The organism is Psychrobacter sp. ASPA161_9 (assembly GCF_051970275.1).
Classification (GTDB): Bacteria; Pseudomonadota; Gammaproteobacteria; order Pseudomonadales; family Moraxellaceae; genus Psychrobacter.
In genome coordinates, this window is sequence record NZ_JBEFNI010000006.1 from 209616 (window position 1) to 228833 (window position 19218).

17 protein-coding genes and 1 tRNA gene are annotated in these 19218 nt (G+C 41.4%); 3 read left to right on the forward strand and 15 right to left on the reverse strand.

Annotation, left to right across the window (positions count from 1 at the left end; genetic code table 11):
* Positions 1 to 53: 53 nt before the first annotated feature.
* The 11 genes from accB to ACTQ9S_RS08970 all read right to left on the reverse strand — a co-directional run bounded on the left by accB (position 54) and on the right by ACTQ9S_RS08970 (position 11754).
* Entirely contained in the window at positions 54 to 572 is a 519-nt protein-coding gene (accB, locus tag ACTQ9S_RS08920) for an acetyl-CoA carboxylase biotin carboxyl carrier protein (RefSeq protein WP_440454725.1), read from the reverse strand.
* Positions 573 to 798: 226 nt separating this feature from the next.
* Positions 799 to 2022: a 4-hydroxybenzoate 3-monooxygenase gene (pobA, locus tag ACTQ9S_RS08925; RefSeq protein WP_440454726.1), complete on the reverse strand. Its 1224-nt coding sequence runs from the start codon at positions 2020 to 2022 to the stop codon at positions 799 to 801.
* Between the two features lie 67 nt (positions 2023 to 2089).
* Positions 2090 to 2713: a protocatechuate 3,4-dioxygenase subunit alpha gene (pcaG, locus tag ACTQ9S_RS08930; RefSeq protein WP_440454727.1), complete on the reverse strand. Its 624-nt coding sequence runs from the start codon at positions 2711 to 2713 to the stop codon at positions 2090 to 2092.
* Positions 2714 to 2716: 3 nt separating this feature from the next.
* A complete protein-coding gene (pcaH, locus tag ACTQ9S_RS08935) occupies positions 2717 to 3445 on the reverse strand; it encodes a protocatechuate 3,4-dioxygenase subunit beta (protein ID WP_440454742.1) in 729 nt (242 codons plus the stop codon).
* A gap of 72 nt (positions 3446 to 3517) precedes the next feature.
* Complete coding sequence (gene pcaDC / locus ACTQ9S_RS08940) at positions 3518 to 4690, reverse strand: bifunctional 3-oxoadipate enol-lactonase/4-carboxymuconolactone decarboxylase PcaDC (protein WP_440454728.1); 1173 nt, start codon at positions 4688 to 4690, stop codon at positions 3518 to 3520.
* Between the two features lie 36 nt (positions 4691 to 4726).
* Positions 4727 to 5506, reverse strand: coding sequence for a class II aldolase/adducin family protein (locus ACTQ9S_RS08945; protein ID WP_350656899.1), 780 nt, complete (start codon positions 5504 to 5506; stop codon positions 4727 to 4729).
* A gap of 26 nt (positions 5507 to 5532) precedes the next feature.
* Entirely contained in the window at positions 5533 to 6453 is a 921-nt protein-coding gene (locus ACTQ9S_RS08950; RefSeq protein WP_440454729.1) for a TauD/TfdA dioxygenase family protein, read from the reverse strand.
* A gap of 319 nt (positions 6454 to 6772) precedes the next feature.
* Positions 6773 to 7852, reverse strand: coding sequence for a TRAP transporter substrate-binding protein (locus ACTQ9S_RS08955; RefSeq protein ID WP_440454730.1), 1080 nt, complete (start codon positions 7850 to 7852; stop codon positions 6773 to 6775).
* A 96-nt stretch (positions 7853 to 7948) separates the two neighbouring features.
* Complete coding sequence (locus ACTQ9S_RS08960) at positions 7949 to 9028, reverse strand: TRAP transporter substrate-binding protein (protein ID WP_350656894.1); 1080 nt, start codon at positions 9026 to 9028, stop codon at positions 7949 to 7951.
* Between the two features lie 133 nt (positions 9029 to 9161).
* Positions 9162 to 10244 (reverse strand): TRAP transporter substrate-binding protein, encoded by a 1083-nt coding sequence (locus tag ACTQ9S_RS08965; protein ID WP_440454731.1) that lies wholly within the window; start codon positions 10242 to 10244, stop codon positions 9162 to 9164.
* A 121-nt stretch (positions 10245 to 10365) separates the two neighbouring features.
* Complete coding sequence (locus ACTQ9S_RS08970) at positions 10366 to 11754, reverse strand: lyase family protein (RefSeq protein WP_440454732.1); 1389 nt, start codon at positions 11752 to 11754, stop codon at positions 10366 to 10368.
* A gap of 34 nt (positions 11755 to 11788) precedes the next feature.
* On the opposite strand from ACTQ9S_RS08970, the gene ACTQ9S_RS08975 reads away from it, so the two are divergent.
* Positions 11789 to 12577: an IclR family transcriptional regulator domain-containing protein gene (locus tag ACTQ9S_RS08975; protein ID WP_440454733.1), complete on the forward strand. Its 789-nt coding sequence runs from the start codon at positions 11789 to 11791 to the stop codon at positions 12575 to 12577.
* A 608-nt stretch (positions 12578 to 13185) separates the two neighbouring features.
* Positions 13186 to 13983, forward strand: coding sequence for a DUF5020 family protein (locus ACTQ9S_RS08980; RefSeq protein WP_440454734.1), 798 nt, complete (start codon positions 13186 to 13188; stop codon positions 13981 to 13983).
* A 133-nt stretch (positions 13984 to 14116) separates the two neighbouring features.
* Here ACTQ9S_RS08980 and ACTQ9S_RS08985 read toward each other — a convergent pair whose 3' ends face one another.
* Both ACTQ9S_RS08985 and ACTQ9S_RS08990 read right to left on the reverse strand, forming a co-directional pair.
* A complete protein-coding gene (locus tag ACTQ9S_RS08985) occupies positions 14117 to 14521 on the reverse strand; it encodes a RidA family protein (protein ID WP_440454735.1) in 405 nt (134 codons plus the stop codon).
* Between the two features lie 172 nt (positions 14522 to 14693).
* Positions 14694 to 16364 (reverse strand): alpha-keto acid decarboxylase family protein, encoded by a 1671-nt coding sequence (locus tag ACTQ9S_RS08990; protein ID WP_440454736.1) that lies wholly within the window; start codon positions 16362 to 16364, stop codon positions 14694 to 14696.
* 265 nt (positions 16365 to 16629) lie between these two features.
* Here ACTQ9S_RS08990 and ACTQ9S_RS08995 point away from each other — a divergent pair.
* Positions 16630 to 16704, forward strand: a tRNA-Gly gene (locus ACTQ9S_RS08995).
* A 796-nt stretch (positions 16705 to 17500) separates the two neighbouring features.
* On the opposite strand, the gene ACTQ9S_RS09000 is transcribed toward ACTQ9S_RS08995, so the two are convergent.
* Both ACTQ9S_RS09000 and ACTQ9S_RS09005 read right to left on the reverse strand, forming a co-directional pair.
* Positions 17501 to 17707, reverse strand: a complete 207-nt coding sequence (locus tag ACTQ9S_RS09000) for a hypothetical protein (RefSeq protein ID WP_440454737.1) — start codon at positions 17705 to 17707, stop codon at positions 17501 to 17503.
* A 610-nt stretch (positions 17708 to 18317) separates the two neighbouring features.
* Positions 18318 to 19218: hypothetical protein (locus ACTQ9S_RS09005; protein ID WP_440454738.1), on the reverse strand; the 901-nt coding region annotated here is incomplete at its 5' end.

The following is a 19218-nucleotide window of genomic DNA, read 5'->3' on the forward strand; positions in this document are numbered from 1 at the left end:
TTTCCTAAGCTGGTCTTCTTAAAATTACAATAAGTGAGCAATCTAAGCTAATCTTAGCTGGCAGGTTCAATGACAAACAAGGGTTGTCCATATTCTACGACCTCACCTTCATCCACTAATGTCTCTTTGATAGTGCATGGAAACTCAGCTTTGACCTCGTGCATCATTTTCATAGCCTCAATAATACATAGCGTCTGTCCCTTATCCACTTTATCCCCTACTTTAACAAACTCGTCAGCAGTAGGATCTGAGCGTCGATAAAAAGTGCCTAGCATGGGTGCTGTTACTTGTTTTTGGGTATCTTCACTTGCCTCTTTTTCATTGAGAATTGCATCGTTATTATCAACATCGTTTTGATTGCTCTCAGCGCTTATATTCGCTCGCTGTTTTGAGCCGGAGGTGCTAGCAAGATCGCGCTTGTTGTTATTGTTGTTATCACTGATACCCTCATTGCCATCAGATCGGCATATTATAGAGATACGCGCGTCACCATCCGTTACTTCTAAGGAATTTATGTTAGAGCGTTCAGCTATCTTTATCAGCTTTTCGAGGTCAGGGAAATTAATATTCATATTATTATCTAGTCCATTAGAGTGAAAAGAACACCATTACTTTATTTGAATATATTGAATGATTACGTTTAACCGTAGCACAACCGCTGTACTCAATCGTAGCAGTTATGTGTTATAAGATCTTGAGAAAACATATGGGTTTTTAAATAACAAAAAGGCCTTTAATACTATAATAAACATAGCATTAAAGGCCTTTTCGTTTTAATTATAATTCAGTATTTATCTACTATTCCAATGCCTCACATGGCAAGCCCACATAATTCTCCGCAATGGTCGTCTTGCCAGCTTCTGAGTTAATAAAGTAGTCAAACTCAGCCTGCTGTACACGGAAATCAAAACGGCCTGCACTTTGAAAGCGATGCAATAACATAGTCATCCACCATGAGAAACGCACTGCTTTCCAGACCCGTGCCAAGCATATCTCTTGATAGCGTGGAATCAGATCAGTACGCCCCTCTTCGTAGATTTTTACAAACAGACGGAACGCGGTTTCTACATCACTGGCAGCAAGGTTCAAGCCTTTCGCACCGGTCGGAGGTACGATGTGCGCGGCATCTCCCAACAGAAACACTTTGCCATATTGCATGGTTTCACATACGTAAGAGCGCAATGGAGCGATACTCATCTCTAATGCTGGGCCAGTAACTAAGCGCTCAGCCATTTCTGGTGGAATACGGCGCTTTAACTCATCCCAGAATTTTTCTTCATTCCAGTTCTCTATTTTATCCGTATCAGGTACTTGAATATAATAACGACTTCTGGTTGGGGAGCGCATTGAACACAGTGCAAAGCCGCGCTCATGGGCGCAATAAACCAATTCGTCATTGACTGGCGGCGTATCACTCATCAAACCCAACCAACCAAATGGATAAGTTTTTTCGTATTCCTCTAATTTATTAGCAGGAATAGATTTGCGTGAAACCCCGTGAAAGCCATCACACCCAGCAATATAATCGCAATCTATACGAAATATTTCATCTTTATGCTGGTAAGTCACATAAGGGCTGTCTGATTCAATATCGTGTAGCTTGACGTTATCCGCTTGATACACTGTAATAGCGCCCGCTTTTTCACGTTCAGCCATCAAATCGCGAGTAACTTCTGTTTGACCATACACAATCACATGTTTGCCACCGCTGTATTTTTCGAGGTCTAACTGATAATGCTCACCTTGAAAACTAAAGTCTGTGTGAGTATGAATTAAGCCCTCTTCATCCATACGCGTGCCAGCACCCGCCTCACGAATTAAGTTTGCCGTGCCTTGCTCTAACACACCAGCACGAATCCGACCTAACACATACTCCCCTGTCTGGCGTTCTAAAATAATATTATCGATGCCAGCTTTGGTCAATAACTGTCCAAGTAATAAGCCCGATGGACCTGCACCAATGATGGCAACTTGAGTTTTGGTCGTTACTTGTGCATTTGAAGTTGCCTGAGTCTTAGTCATGAAATCCCTCTCTATATTTAATAAAGTCCGTTTAGAGTCCTATGCCACCCCAATATTAAAAATCAAATTAAAAGTCAAAAAAGACCGTTTCATCGTCACCTTGTAAGCGTATATCAAACCGATATCGCGGTTTTCCAGCACCTGCTTCTTTGACTGCTATCAATGTTTTACGGCGCACGGGTGACGGAACTTTATTTAAGACTGGGCAATTTTCATTGGCGTCCTGCTCATCATCAAAGTACGCTCTAGTTTGCAAATGAAGATTGATACCACGTGCAAAGATGGCAATATTGATATGAGGCGCCATTGATTTACCATCAAAATCTACTTGCCCAGGTTTAATCGTCTTAAAATAAAAGTCACCATCCATTGCGCAGGCACTACGACCAAAACCGCTAAAGGGTTTTTTATTATCAAAATCAGCAATATAGTTACCGTGACTATCGGCTTGCCAAATCTCAATTAAAGCGTCGTGTACTAAGTCGCCATTGCCATCATATACAGAGCCGACCAGTTCAATGTGCTCACCTTCGGCATTTTCTTTTGCCAAATCCTGCCATATTTCATCTGAGCGTGATTCAAAGCCTGCGATCTCTAACGCTAACCCGATATGGACGAAAGGCCCTGCCGTTTGTGAAGCTGTTTCGCGTAATAGACCCGTCTCGTCTTGTAATTTGTATTGGCTATACATGTTTTACTCCTCAAAATAGGTTTGTAATGCGCCGCGAACGACCACATCGAAACGATACGCTAAATAGTCCATCGGTTTACTCATAGCCATATCTAAGCGTGCAATCATTGTTTCAACCGCTTCTGGATCTTTTAATACTTGTACGATTGGGCACAATGGAACCAATGGATCACCTTCAAAGTACATTTGGGTGATTAAACGTGTGGAGATCGAGGGGCCCATGACTGAGACGTGAATATGCGCAGGACGCCACGTATTAATACCATTTGGCCAAGGATAAGGACCTGGGCGCACGGTGCGAAAACGATAACGACCATCAGCATCCGTCATACAACGACCGACCCCGCCGAAGTTTGGATCTAGAGGCGCAAGATAGCTGTCTTTTTTATGACGATAACGGCCCCCAGCATTGGCTTGCCACATCTCAACTAGTGTATTGGGGACTGGTTTGCCAAACTGATCAATCACACGGCCATGCACCACAATGCGCTCACCAATAGGTAAACCTACCTGCGAGCCTTCTGTGCGGAAGTTCATCAATAAATCATTATCATGTTGACCCATGTCTAAATTATTAAAGACAGGGCCACTGCGCTCTGAAGGGCTAGCATTTTGAATACTGACTAATGCTTGACGCGGTGAACGAGAAACTGAGGTTTTATAACCCGGTGTATATTGGGCAGGTTGCCACGCACGATCACGAGCGACAAAATAAGGATAATTTTGACTCATTTTGCTGATGTTCTGATTCATTAGGAGTATCTCCATTTTTATAAAAGGCTTAGAGCATTCAATACTTTAATATTAAGAAATTGCATTACCCCAGCCGTTCTCCTTGGCTAAAGAAAATGCATGATTGGCCGCTGGCACACCAGCATAGATAGACACATGCATCAGTACTTGACGCAGTTGAGCTTCATTAATACCCAAACGCTGCGCAGTGCGCAAATGCAATCCTAACTCACCATCACGCCCAAGTGCTGCCAATATAGCGGTCGTAATCATACTGCGCTGCTGGAAGGTCAAACTGGGATCTCCCCATAGCTCGCCCCAAGCATTACGAGTAATAAACTTCTGGAACGGACTGTCTAACGTCGTCGCGTTTTTAGACGCTCTTTCGACATGCGCGTCACCAAGAATCCGTTTACGCTGTACAAGCCCTTGCTCATAGCTGATACCTGTTTGACCGACAGTCGCACGAGCAGCATTCGTTTGAATATAATCGACTAGCTGATTCGGTGTTTCAATCGATGGGACATGACCTACTCCTGCAAATACGGTCAAGTGTGCATCAGAAAAAGCTGACTGCAATGCTTCTAAAGTAGCAGGAGGTGTAGACACATCGTCCGATCCAGCAAGTAAGGCAACGTTTCTAGCATAGCTTGCTAGTTTGTCGCGGTTATCGACTTGTGCTAAAGCTTCACAAAGCTTGGCATAGCTCTCATCATCGCTGCGTGACAATTGTACTTGCCAGCCTTGTAATGTCTCAGGGTACTGTTTAGCATAGCTTGGAGCGAACCAACGTTGCACAATGCCTTCAGCCATCTCAGCCAAGCCTAAGTTACGGACATTTTTGGCACGTTCTACCCATGCTTCTTTGGTGCCAATGACAGCACCGGTGTTGGTTAGCCACACTTGCTCTAAGCGCTCAGGCGCTATCTGGCATAAGCTTTGACCGATGACGCCGCCAATCGACGTACCGATAAAATTAAAGCTCTCAATCTCTAGAGTATCGGCTAAGGCAAGTACATCGTGAGCCAGCATTTCTGTTGAGACACCATCTGCTGCGACCCCACTACTACCGTGCCCCGGTAAGTCCCAGCGGATACAACGATAATACCCATGTAATTGGTCACAGATCTTATCCCAAACGTCACGACTCATCCCTAGTGGATGCGCCATGAATAATGCTGGTAGATAAGCCTCACCACTATCTTGATAAGCAATAAGATGTACGTCGGTTGCAAAAAATGCCATGCTTGTTCTCCTGCGAGTGATACTTTCAAAGAGCGATTACTTATCCCAGTTTGGATCCAATCTATTCATTAAGCGATAGTAAGCGGGCCATTCAGGCAGTCTCACTGCAGCACCAGCTTGAGCATCACCACCTTCAAATTGCTCTCTTGTTTTTCTCATCGCATCATCACTTACTTTAATCAACTCTCCTCCTGACGCCATAGCCTTGAGCTGCACTTGACAGCCTTGGATGATTTGATACATCCTCATAAAAGCCCAAGATACGTCAGGGCCAGTCGTGATAACCCCATGATTATTCAGCATTAAAGTATGATTGGTCGGTCCAAGTGAAGCTATCAATCGTTGCTGTTCGCTCTCATCTAATACAATACCTTCAAAATTATGATATCCAATTCGATCGTAGAACATAAACGCTTCTTGGTATAAAGGAATAAATCCGCACTTTAAAGCGCTGACCGCTTGGATATCAGTATTATGAGTATGCATGACGCAGTGTACATCTGGCCTACCCTTATGAAGAGCAGTATGAATCACATTGCCTGCTTGATTGATAGGATAAGGCGAGTCGTCGACCTTATTACCATCAAAGTCGATTTTTACTAAATTTGAAGGTTTTATTTCACTATATAAGAGTCCAAAAGCATTGATGAGTAAATGCTCGGTGCCGGGTATCCTATAGGAGATATGATTATAGACTTGAGTCGTCCAGCCGTAGTAATCAACCATTCTATAACACAGCGCCAAGTCGACTCGAGCTTGCCACTCAACGTCACTATAGCCTGGCGGGGTTACTGTAGATGCAAAAATATCTTCCATAATACAATCCTATTACTATAATTCTATTATATTGGTCTCTCGCCCATGACTATCGCACGATACATCTCGCGTCTATAACCATCGTAGTCGTTAAAAGCTTGATGCAAGCAAATCCTGTTATCCCACATAATAACCGTGTTGTTTTCCCATCTTAATCGGCAAGTAAAAGACTCTTGAGTGGCAAAGCTCGATAAAAAATCAAGCAAAGGTCGCGCCTCATCGTCCGTCATGCCTTCTATCCCGCAAGCATAAATCTTGTCGACATACAGTGACTTCTCACCTGAGACAGGATGGGTTCTGACCATTGGATGATAAAAGCCTTCTAGCATCTGCTGGGTATTCAAATCAAGCTCGATATTGCCGATAGTCCCTACTTTTCCTGATTCTTGAGATTGCTTTTCTGCTTGCATATTGGCAAGGACGTTTTTACCACTCATCCATACTTTTAGCGGCGCTATCATCTCCTGCATCGCTGGGCTTAAAGAGTTATAAGCCAATACAGCATTGGCGAACATCGTATCGCCACCATATGGCGGTATATCTACACCATAATTAATAGCAATAGAAGGTGGGCATTCTAAAAAAGCTGAATCCACGTGCCAGCCACTGCCAAACACGCTTTTGGTGGCGACACTCGCTTCTTTAATGAGTGGTTGAATATTTGGATGACCAGGAACTCCAGTCGTATAAGCATCCGTTCCGAACTCGCCAAGCTGAAGGATTAAGTTTTCATGATCAGTAAAAGATATTTCCTGATCTCTAAAAAAAATCATTTTATGTCGATAGAGAGCATCTTCGATTTCAGCCATAGTATCATTACTGACATTGCTTAAATCTACGCCTCTGATTTCTGCTCCCATAGCTGACGCTAAAGGATGGGCAGTAATATGCTGATAATCTTTTGCACTATTATCAAAAAGTCCTGTGGGGTGAACGCTATTAACCATTTTTAATCCCTTAAAAATTATTAAGATTGAGTTTTACTACATCAACTGAAAACTGAAAACGTTAATTTAATAAATTTACCAATTCTAAAATTAACATAGTTGATTCGCGATAAACAAATACAACGCTAATGAGATAAATTTTGCGCAGCCTCTGTCTGCGTAGGCACAGCAAGCAAGGAAAATTTATGCCAGTTTCGCGTTATTAAATAACGTATCCAATTTATTTAGTATCGACTATATATCTTTAGAGCAGGTTTTTCTAAATGACCTACGCATTTGTAAAACCTATGCATTTATAAAAACCTATTCTTTATAAAAACTACACTTTACAGGCAGCACTGGCGACTTTGACCTTTTCATAGACACTATCAGCATCTAAACCTAAAGCTCTAACGTCACTAAGATACTTCTGTGTACCCTCTGTCAAAGGGCCTTTCCAATCAGGATCGTTAAGTGGGTCAGGTATATCGACCATCACATCTCCTTTTGCACGAGCCTCTTCCATAAATTTAGAGTCTTCTCTATCGGTCATCTCGCCTGCAATGTCCGCCATGACTCTACCTGAGTTGTCATCGATTACTTTCTTCAAATCATCAGACAAAGCTTCATACCTATCTTTATTCATCGTGACTAATAATGCTGAGTTGTAAAATGGGATATTAGTATGGGCATTGGTTAGTTCTGTAATTCTAAAATCACCAGTAGGCTGCCAAGGGAAGCTTAGCCCATCAATCACTCCTCGCTGCAACGATGTATAAATATCAGGAGCAGGCAAGCCTACTGGAGAGCCGCCGGAAGCTTCAATAATATCCCCTGCAATTGCTGAAGGACGGCGTATACGCATCCCTTTCATATCTTCTGGCACGCGAATAACTTTATCAACGGTATGTAGAGCCGAAGGGCCTGCACCCATCAAAAACAATAGATGAGTATCTTCGTATTCGCTAGCAATAGTGCCATTATCATACAGAGTTTGTAGCATACAGCTCATTTGCACAGCTGAATTGGATAAGCCTGGTAATTCTGCGATTTGAGTTAATGGAAAACGTCCAGCAGTATATCCGTGAGCTTGTGCTCCGATATCAATAGTACCTTTAGCAGCAGAATCGTAAGTCACATCGGGCTTACTTAAGGTGGCTGAAGGATAAATCTCAACTTTTAGCAGACCATTTGACTCTGTCTCAAGCTTTTTAGCCCATGGCTCAAACACTTCAGTCTGCATGGCAGAAGTTGCTGGCCAAAAATGTGAGAATCGTAAAATCGTAGCATCCGCTGCTGAAGATTTCGTATTCGTAACTTGTTCAGGTTGCTCAGTTTGTCCAGACTGGGAACAAGCTGACATGCCCATTGCTACTGTTATTAATAATGGCAGAACACTCGCTTTAACTCTGATAGACATATTTATCTCTTCCTTGTAGATAAATTAAAAGTATGATTACTTAGCACTTATTATCTAATATGCACAGTTTACTCTGGTGCAACATCTATCTATAAGCTAAGATTTACAAGCAACGCCAGCTTCTTGGGCTTTTTTATAAACGCCTTGTGCATCTAATCCAAGCGCTTCCACATCATTAAGATATTTTTCAATTTCTGTCTTAAGTATACCGCTCCAAGCAGGGTCATTTAATGGGTCAGGAATCTCTATCATCGTATCGCCGCGAGCTTTGGACTCAGCTTTAACTCTAACATCTTCACTATCGAATAAACCGCCAGCAATCTTTGCCATATCCATACCTGAGTTGTCATCGATGACTTTTTTGAGATCATCAGGCAAGCTCTCATACTTATCTTTATTCATGGTCACTAATAATGCTGAGCTGTATAAAGGCATGGTCGTATGCGTATTAGTCAATTCCGCTAACTTAAAGGCGCCTGCCGCATCCCAAGGCGTGCTCACTCCATCTATTACACCGCGTTGCAAGGAAGTATATTGATCAGATGCTGGCATACCAACAGGGGTACCTCCTGCCGCTTCGATAATATTAGCCGCTATCTCTAACGGGCGGCGAATACGCATGCCTTTGAGATCTTCTGGCTTGCTAATAGGCTTATCGATAGTATGAAAAACGCCAGGTCCTGAAGCCATCATAAATAGCGGATGGGTATCCTCATACTCACTTGCTATCACATCATCGTTATACAAGGTTTGTAGCATACAGCTTAATTGAGCACCTGAGCTTGAAAGACCGGGTAGCTGGGTAATCTCAGTCAATGGAAAACGGCCACTGATATAGCCCTGAACTTGCGCCCCTATATCAACAGTACCCTTAGCAGTCGAATCATAAGTGATATCAGGTTTACTTAGAGTGGCTGAGGGGTAAATCTCAACTTTAATTCTGCCGTCTGAGTCGGCTTCAATCTTTTTTGCCCAAGGCTCAAACACATCGGTATGCAAAGCTGCTGTAGATGGCCAAAAGTGTGAGAACCTTAGTGTCGTAACTTCCTGCGTCGTTACATCTTTTGCGGCTGAATTAGTATCGACATCCTGCTCAGATTGATTGGAGCAACCTGACATACTCAATGCCATTACTACAGATAAAGGGATGGCGCTTCTTTTAATTTTAATAAACATCTTTATCTCTTCCTTGTAGATAAATTAGAAATCATTACCATTAACTATATAATTAGCATAGTTCAAAATTGAAATCACAATATTTATAAATCACAAAACATATCATCTGTAAGAGGCAATGTTAGCGTACAAATTAAGACTGACAAGCCGCACTGGCTTCTTTTGCTTTTTGATAGACTGTTTGAGCATCCAATCCCAGCGCTTCAGTGTCTTTTAAGTACTTTTGCGTCCCTGCTTCTAACGGTGCTTTCCATGCAGGATCATTCAATGGATCAGGAATGTCTATCATAATGTCGCCTTTGGCTTTTGCCTCAGCCATAAATTTGGCGTCCTCACCGTCAAACACTTCACCGGCAATAGCAGCCATTTCCTTACCAGAATTGTCATCGATGATTTTTTTGAGATCATCAGGCAGGCTTTCATACTTGTCTTTATTCATAGTAACCATAATAGCGGAACTATAAAAAGGCATATTGGTATGGGTGTTTACAAGCTCGATAAGTTTAAATGAGCCAGTCGCATCCCATGGCAGACTTAAGCCGTCCAGTACACCGCGTTGCAGCGAAGTATAAAGATCAGGAGCTGGTAAGCCGACAGGCGTTCCTCCTGCCGCTTCAATAATGTCACCCGCGATGGCTGAAGGACGACGAATACGTAAACCTTTTAAATCCTCTGGTTTACGAATAGGCTTATCAATAGTATGAATGCCTCCAGGACCAGTACCCATCATAAATAGCAAATGCGTATCTTCATATTCGCTCGAAATCACCCCATCATCATACAATGTCTGGAGCATGCAGTTCATTTGAGTGGCTGAATTGGAGAGACCGGGAAGCTCTGTGATTTGAGTTAATGGGAAGCGGCCGTTGGTATAACCTTGAAGTTGAGATCCGATATCGACAGTGCCTTTAGCAGCTGCGTCATAGGCAGCATCAGCCTTGGTGAGTGTTGCAGAAGGAAAGATTTCAACTTTCAATCGTCCATTTGACTCTTCTTCAACCTTTTTTGCCCAAGGCTCAAAAACATCGGTATGCGTCGCTGAAGTTGCTGGCCAAAAATGCGCGAAACGTAATGTCGTCGTCTCTTTAGAACTTGCAGCATCGCCGTTAGCCGCATCATTAGCGGTATCGTTTGATTGTGAGCAGCCAGTAAAACCAATTAAGGCTGCCAATGCCATACTAAACGCCATACTAGTAGGGAGGGTTTTCTTCATCATAAATTCCTTTTTTTGATGGTCAAAAATAATCCTAATAAAATCCTTATAATTTGTTCTATATAAGAATTCTTGTTCGTATAGTGAATTAACGTAACCCTTTTCTAGGCTTCTGTCAATCTGGTTATCTGTTTATGCTTAATGAATTTGAAATTATTGTTTCGATTGCTCGTAGTGTGAGCTGACATTGTCTATCTGCTGCACCGCAATAAGTCAAAGGAGATAGAAGTATTGCAAGCTCATTTGAGTCATTATCGCTATCATCTACCAATAACTCTGTTGTGAACTCAAACTCTGTTGTTATCTCAAAGAAAGTTTGCACAAAGCCTTTATGCTCTCTATGTGCTTGCTGGCTAGCTTGTTCTATTAAAGGATAGATTCGCTCTTGACGGTCTAGAAAATGACGTTTTAAAGGTTCAACGAGATACGCATCACTATTTAAATCAAGATTGGCCGCCATGCGCTCGGGATACACTTGCAACCCTTGTAATAAAGTCTTTAGATAATCTGCGGCACCAGCGACCAAAGCGACGCCTTCCATTAAAGGCATCCAGCTCGCATGCCACTGGCCCAACGCACGCTCAAAAGGCTGAGCGGTTGTGTTGCTAATCACACTTAGATGCCCGTGCATTCTTAACGTAGCGGTCTTAATTAAAGCACACAACACAGGGTTACGTTTATGCGGCATCGATGATGAGCCGCCCATCCCTTCAATAGTAGGTTCAGCCAACTCTCCCAATTCAGACTGACACATCAAGGCTATATCTTCAACGATATTTTCCATAGCGCCAGCACAAGCATCCAATCCAGAAGCGAGCGCGTGAATAGGTTGTCTATTCGTATGCCAAGGCAGCAATGGCAACGATAGTCCGAGTAATGTCGCCACCTGCTGAGACAACTCATAACGTTCATTCTCTTCATTACTAACTCCAACAGGACCACCCCATTGTAAATAAAAGCGAGAATGCTCTAATTGCGTTAAATTTTGCATAACAGCGATTAGCGATGCTGCCCATTGCGAGGCCTTTACTCCAAAAGTAATCGGTAAAGCTTGTTGCAACAATGTTCTACCTGCCATCGGTGTTGTACGATGACTCTCAATTAATATAGCGCAAGCTTGTAGCACATCCAGCAAATCGTCATTGATACGTTTTAGAGCTGGCTTAAGCATCATCATCATCGCTGTATCAATAACATCTTGACTAGTCACAGTCTGATGGAAATACGGTTTTATTTCTTGAGGTAATAAGGCTTTGGCTTGGGCGATAAAAGGAATAGCCGCGTTGCCACCAAGGTAGGTTTGTGCCTCAATATCATCAATATCAAACAAATCTATCGCTAACGCTTCTTTAGTTTGCTGTAGAATGCCTGCTGGAATGAGGCTATGATATTCTCTGACCTCTATGATGGCCAGTTCAAAATCCAACATGGCCTGCACAAACAAACGATCAGAAAAGCGTTTTGCAATATCAGAATGCATAAATGGCTGATTGATTAATTGAGTAATTTTCATTTAGAATCTCTAATTTTGGTAATCATTGAATAGCATGTATAAAGAACAAGATGAGAAAATACCTGTAGATAGTCCAGATTTTGTTGCATCGCTTGCGGCAGGGATGAGCGTATTACTGACTTTTGATGAAAACCACTCTAGTATGACGTTGAGCGAAGTAGCCGAGCGCGCCAAGATAGATAGAGCAAAGGCTAGACGTTATTTATTAACCTTGCATGCCCTCGGTTACGTTCATAAAAGTAAGCGTCAGTTTAGTTTGACCCCGAAAACGCTAAGCCTTGGCGCCAGTTATTTAAGTGGCGTCCACCATCACGATATTATTCAGTTTTATTTAGAACGCGTCACTGAAAAAACAGGTGAATCTTGCTCGTTTGCAGTATTAGATGATGATGAAGTGGTATATATCGCCCGCTCTGCGGCTGAACATCGCTTGATGTCTATTACCTTAGCGATTGGCACGAGACTACCTGCAGCTTATACCTCTATGGGTCGTGCGATTCTTGCCAGCCTTCCTGACGAACCGCTTAAAGATTATATTAATAACGTTGAACTATGCGCTCATACGCCATACAGTATTACTGATCGTAATCAGCTTAGTCAGGCGCTCAAAGAAGCTAAAGATCAGCAGTACGTCGTTGTAAATCAAGAGTTGGATACAGGTCTGCTATCGCTGGCACTGCCAGTCTATAAAGCAAATAATGAACTTATTGGCGCTATTAATATTAGTACCAATGCACTTCGTATCTCTCATGACGTATTAATCGAACAGTTTTTACCAATACTACGTGATTGTGCAGCAAAAATCCAAGCCTACTATATCTAGATGCTGTATTTAACTGCTATATTTAGACGAGAGATTTAACTGCAATATCTGAATGAAAGCTGACTAAGAATTATTGAAGCTTATCATTGGTATATAACCAGTTGATTTTAGAATATGCCTAACTACTATGTGTATGTAAATGAAATATAGTCGATAGTAAAACTGCACTCTTTAAGGCATAAAAGGCTTACATTAAATTGTAAGCCTTTTTTTATATCCAACTTTTAGTAGTCAGTTTTCAAAATAACTTAGAACAGACACAGAGTTCTTCACGTTTCGAACATTACAAATTATTGTTATACCACAAATCATGGTCAGATATATAAGCCCTGCAATAAAAAAGAGTCAGCCACCATTCCCACAGTAAGATGGCATTCATAAATACTTAACATCTTTAAAACTCTCTCGTTAATTCCTGAGTAATTAATACTACTTATTTTAATTTCTTTATAGTAATATAAATCCTGACCAAATGGTCAACTATGTTAAAAATTGTCTTTCCTTAGATATAACAGCGCGTTTGGACAGAATGTTAAAACCGGACTTTGCATGGTCCTATAATTGCGCTTTTAAGGGAAATTAACGACTGTACTTAAGGGAGTAATACTGTGCGTTTAAACTTAATAGCAACAACTCATATCCATTCAGCTAAAAACAGGCTCTACTATCTAAAACCATTGTTTATAGCAGCAGCTACTATCGGTGCTTTAGGCAGTCTAACCTCTGCTCAAGCTAAGACTTTTTTTACTGATACGAGCGTTTCTGTACTTTACGGTACTGATTATGAACTAGCAGAAGATGGAGAGCTGACGACAGTTACCTTAGAGCATGCGTCCGCTCATAGTTGGGGTGGCATATTCTTCTTCGTTGATCGTTTGCAAGGCGTCAGTAATGCTGAAGGTAGTCGAGCCAAAGATATCTATGGCGAGCTGTCTCCAAAGTTCAAGATTTCAGACTACAATAATGGCTTTATTAAGCAGATAAACTTAGCTGGTACTTATGAGTTCGGCTCGAATAGTAGCGGTTTTGAGCAAGATAACTTCTTAGTTGGTATTGGTACTGATTTAAATATACCGATTGATGGTATGAAGTATGCTTCAGCTACGTTATATCATGCTTTTAACGATGACACTTTCAGTGACGCTGATGATCAACAGATTACTTTGACTTATGGTTGGGAGAAGAATAACTTCGTCGTTGACGGCTATGTTGATTATTCTTTTAATAACGATGATAAGGCAAACCAGTTGCATATTAATCCGCAGATTAAGTACAACTTGCAAAAAGTGCTTGGTATTGATAATCGCATCGAAGTCGGTATGGAATACAGCTATTGGAAAAACAAATTTGGTGTTGATGGAGTGAATCAGAGCGTACCTAGTGCTCTAGTGAAATTTCATTTTTAAGTAAATAGTTGTGAGTTTGCATAATAATTGATCAAAAGTTAACAAGCCCCCTTCAACATTAGTATATGAAAGGAGCTTATTCATGAATAATGGTTATTTAGTATTTTTAAATTACTGAGTTGTCCATAGTTATCTATTCAATAGTAGCAGTAACTTCAATCTCAATCAGTAAATCCGGTTGTGCAAGAGATTGAACGCCAATTAATGTATTGGCTGCAGGTAATACATCTCCATAAAATTCAGCAATGGCATGACCGATAACTTCTAAATCTTGCGGCTTCAAGTTCACTACATACGTTCTCATTCTCACCACATCCGCTGGTCTCGCCCCGGCTTCACGCAGTACCGTTGTCAGATTCTTAAATACTTGCTGTGTCTGTTTGGCCAAGTCGTCAGCGCCGACTAAGTTTCCGCTTTCATCCCATGCCAATTGCCCTGCACAGTGGATATCTGTTTTCCCCTGTGATTTAACGGCGTGAGAAAAGCCATATTGCAAACTGTCATACATAGAGCTTGGATTAATCACTTCACGTGTCATATTAAAATCTCCTTTGAATGTAATTACTATCTTCTATTTTTCTAAGATGGTATTGCGGTGTTTTAAAATAATGAAAAAGCTTAGCGGCTTAAAAAAACAATCCCATTTAGTAACCATACTAAACGGGATTGCTGACATCTATTAAGCCCAGTTGCTCAAAAGCTAATTAAACTTAGTCTGCCTTTGGCTTAAGCGCCGCGCTGATATCTGCTAACAAAGGCGGAATATCATGCTTGTCAGTCATCACCTCTAAAAATACCATTTTATCTGTCGTTGCTGCGGCTGTCTTGAGAGCAGATTTTAATTCTCCCATCGTTTCTGCTTTGAGTACCAAGCTATTATGCTCATCAGCACCAAAAGCCTGCGGCATTAAGTGCCAGTTGCACTTAGGAATATCATTGTAGCGTTGATTTTCACCATGAATTGCGCGCTCAACGGTATAGCCGTCATTGTTAACCAACACAATAACTGGATTGATACGCTCTTGAATCATCACTGCTATTTCTTGAATGGTCAATAATGCTGAGCCATCACCAATGAGTAAGACACTACGCTTATCAGGCGATGCAATGGCAGCACCTAAACTTGCTGGCAAGGTATAGCCGATTGAACCCCACATTGGCTGACCGTAGCAGGTCACGCCCTCTGGCAGACGCACATCACTGATACCAAAGTAAGCGGTTCCTTGGTCAGCAAACACTAGATTATTATGGTCTAAATGATCTGCGATGACATGCCACAAGTCATCCTGACGAATAGCTTCTTCATCAGTGCCATGCTGCTCATGCGGCTTGATCTCTTTACAAAAAGGCTTAGGTACAATATTGATACCCGAAGTCATTACTTCATGCAACGCCTTCAAGGCATCTTCTAATGCGATAGGAGCAAAGTTTTGACCGCTAATAGTCGCACGCTCATAATGCAAGTCAACAACGACTTTTTCATCGATATCTTGGCTGAATCCTGCCGTCGTCGTATCGGTATACTGCACTCCAATTTTAATTAGGCATTCACAGTTTTCTACTGCATCTTTCACTACTGGACGTGATGCCACACCTGCATAAGTGCCTGCCCAGCGCTCGCTTTGTTCATCTAGAAGGGTTTTACCCCATGATAAAGTCGTATAAGGAATTTCAGTATCAGCAATTAATGCTTTGAGCTGGTCTTGTAGTCCCAAGCGATGCACCATCAAATCTGCCATTAAAGTGGTAGTCTTATTCGGTAAAAACTCTATCAGCGCTTTCTTAAAATCGACCAATGCTGCTTGGCTGGTTATATTCTCTGCACTATCGACAAGCTTAGTAGAAGGTGGATAAATGGGCTGACGTGCGACATCTGGCGATAGCAACAAGTAGCCTGGGCGATGTTTTTTGAGGGTCACACGAATGACTCTATCAATCTCGGAAGCAGCATTTTCAGCGGTAAGCTGCGCACGTGCTACCGTTACTGGCTCTACCATCTTAATAAAGTGGTTAAACACGCCATCACCAAGCGTATGGTGGATGCGACGCTTAGAGTCTTGCAGAGCGGTACTAGGCGCGCCGACGACATGCAATACAGGCGCATACTCAGCATAGGAGCCTGCAGTGGCATTGATTGCCGATAGCTCCCCTACACCAAAAGTCGTCACCATGGCTGCAAACCCACGCTCACGTGCATAGCCGTCAGCTGCGTAGCCTGCATTAAGCTCGTTAGTATTGCCTACCCAACGCAATTTATCAGAATCGATAATATTGTCTAAAAAGGTTAAATTAAAATCACCTGGTACGCCAAATATCTCGGTCGCCCCTGCTTCAGCAATGCGATCAAACAAATAGTCAGCGATGGTGTATTGTTGGCTCATAGCTCTTATCCTTAAGAATTATCTGTGTAAGTCATAATGGTTATTCAAATGGTTGGAGACAATTATAAAGTTGTATATCTAGCTTATTTATAAAACATAAAGATTTTGGAATACATATTATAAAAATCTGTTATATCATACATTCATAGCATGATGACATGCCTATTTTGCTAAATTTTGATTTTTTTGATTATGGTTATTGACAGACCAAAAAAACTGCGTATAATACGCCTTCATCATCTGATGTTACTTAAACGATGATTCAGCGGGAATAGCTCAGTGGTAGAGCATAACCTTGCCAAGGTTGGGGTCGAGAGTTCGAATCTCTTTTCCCGCTCCAAATACCTAAAAAGCCTCACTTAACAGTGAGGCTTTTTTTTATGCGTAAGTTGTTGTTTGTAATGTAGTTTTCTTAAATACCATGCTATATGGTAGCCAGTTTGGTAGCCATTTCTATAGCTACCTATACTTGCTGGTAGCCCTAGGGCGGTTTAATTGTTCATGAATAAGTAAGCGGTGACCGCTGCCTAAGTAATTTTTATACGTCCGCATAATTAAAAGTTTAGCTATGGCTTTTTGCTTTCACTAACTTATCAATCATTTCTATTCTACTGATATAACTATCCTCTATTTCTATATATTCCATGAATAGCCGTTTATGGGTAGCTCTGTGCATACCTTTGGGTTTGGGTTGGTACATACTATAACGCCACCCTAAACGCTTTCTTATCGCTTGTATGCGTGCGTCTGGTCGTTGCCATGGCTGCATTAGCTGTGTCTGATAGTTAGCTCCTATACAATGCCTGCAGACGTAAAGCCCTGCACAATAAAGCATACCTACACGCCTGCTACACTCAGGACAAGCGAACCAATACCGATAACCGCCATAATTGCATTGTGTCTTTAGCAGCTCAACATTATAACTATATGACTTATCACGGTGGCTGTAGCTAAACGCTAAGCGATCAGGCTGGCTTGTGCGTATGTAGTCATGAAAACTGTTTATGCTGATTTGTTTGTAGTCACTCAGGCTATGAGTATTTGCAGTGGTAGGCATAATTATTTTTCGTGGGTTATCTAAATCATTAGGCAAGTTTGGTTTTTTCTATCATATCTTGTCTGTTTGCTGCTCTTAATCACATGGATAGTATTTTCATTAGTGGGTCGTTTCTGTCTTTTTGCCTACGTTCTAATCCTAACCCACCGCCTAGCAGTTTTGATTTGCTCATGGTGCATGATAACGCTGTTTTATAATCGTCATCATTCAACGCCATTTGCCGTACCTGCTCTATTTCATCAAGTATGCTATCTAGTGTAATAAAATCGCGTGTTCTATCGCTCATAGCTTGCCCTGCCTTTGTTGTTCTCAATCATCTGCATGGTTGCACCGCATATCTTTTGTACTAGGTTGTTATGCTCTGTCACTAGCTTATAGTAGGTCGTAAAGTGCATATGCTTGGGTCTGCCTTGGTTGCCATGTGCTATCCCTGCTTACCACCCTAAACGCTGCCTGATTGCCTCAGCACGACTGAATAGACGGTCAATAGGTTGCTGTAGCTGACTACCATAATTCGCCCCTATGCAATGTCTGCAGACGTAAGCACCAGCGCAATATAATACTGATACTCGCTTGCTGCAGTTTGGGCATAGCCACCAGTAACGGTAATTGCCATAATTGCATGCTGTCTTTGTTAGGTTAATAGAGTAGCTATAAGACTGATTGCGGTATTTATAATTAACGTCAATCTTGTTTGCTTTGTCTGTCTGCCTCAACTGGTCACGATAGCTAGTTATGCTAAGTCTAGGATAGTTATTTAAGCTGTGAGTTGTAGCAAGTGCTGGCATGTATAACCTCTAATTGCTATTGTTATAATATAACATAAATTATTTTTAATAAAAAAAGGCTGCACTTCAAGTGCAGCCCTATGTTATGGGTTAATAAGAAAAGTCTATTTATGCTACTGGTTCAAAATACAGCCATAAACCAAGTGCTTTAGATGCTATAACACCGTATTTTACATCACCTACTATCTCACTTTCTGATGCTTCACCAGTTTTTGCAAATTTATTAGCAGCACTAATCATTAAATCTCCAACTACTGCAGACGTTTGTTCTTTTGGCAAATCTGGATTAAGTACTCTAGCAGTAATTCCGCCTAGCAATATCATATCCATAGCAGCCTCATCACCTTTATCTGTTTTACCCATTATGTAGGTAAGGCTTCTTAATTCACCGTTTTTATCAACACCACCACTCAATACAAGTGCATCACTAATTTTAATGGTGAAAGTATCATTGACTGCACCTTCTTTAATATCCAATCTATCCCAAGTATAGTCACCTAAGCCTAGTTTTTTAGCTTGAGCCATAAAACGTTTGCCAAACTCATCAGGCGTTATACCAAGAGTTTTATTCTGTTCTTTTATTTGAGCTTTTTCTTTATTATTCTCTGCTTCTGCTTCTGCTTCTGCTTCTGCTTCTGCTTCTGCTTCTGCTTCTGCTTCTGCTTCTGCTTCTGCTTCTGCTTCTGCTTTCGCTTCTGCTTTCGCTTCTGCTTTCGCTTTGGTTACTATAGCTTCTTCAGCTTTATTATTTTCAGTAAAATTTTCAGCTGAGTCTGATGTGGCTCCAACAACTATCAGAACAACAGATGCAATAAACATCAATATAAAAAAGACAATAGACTGCTTACGGCTCCATTTACCGTCAGTACTTTTCTTAGTATGAATATTTAATTTTTGAGGTCTAAATATAGAATAAATAAATATGACTGGTGTTGCTAAAAATAAAAGTAAACCAATAAATAAAATCAACATTTCCACATCCATTTCAGTAAACTTATTCGAAATATAA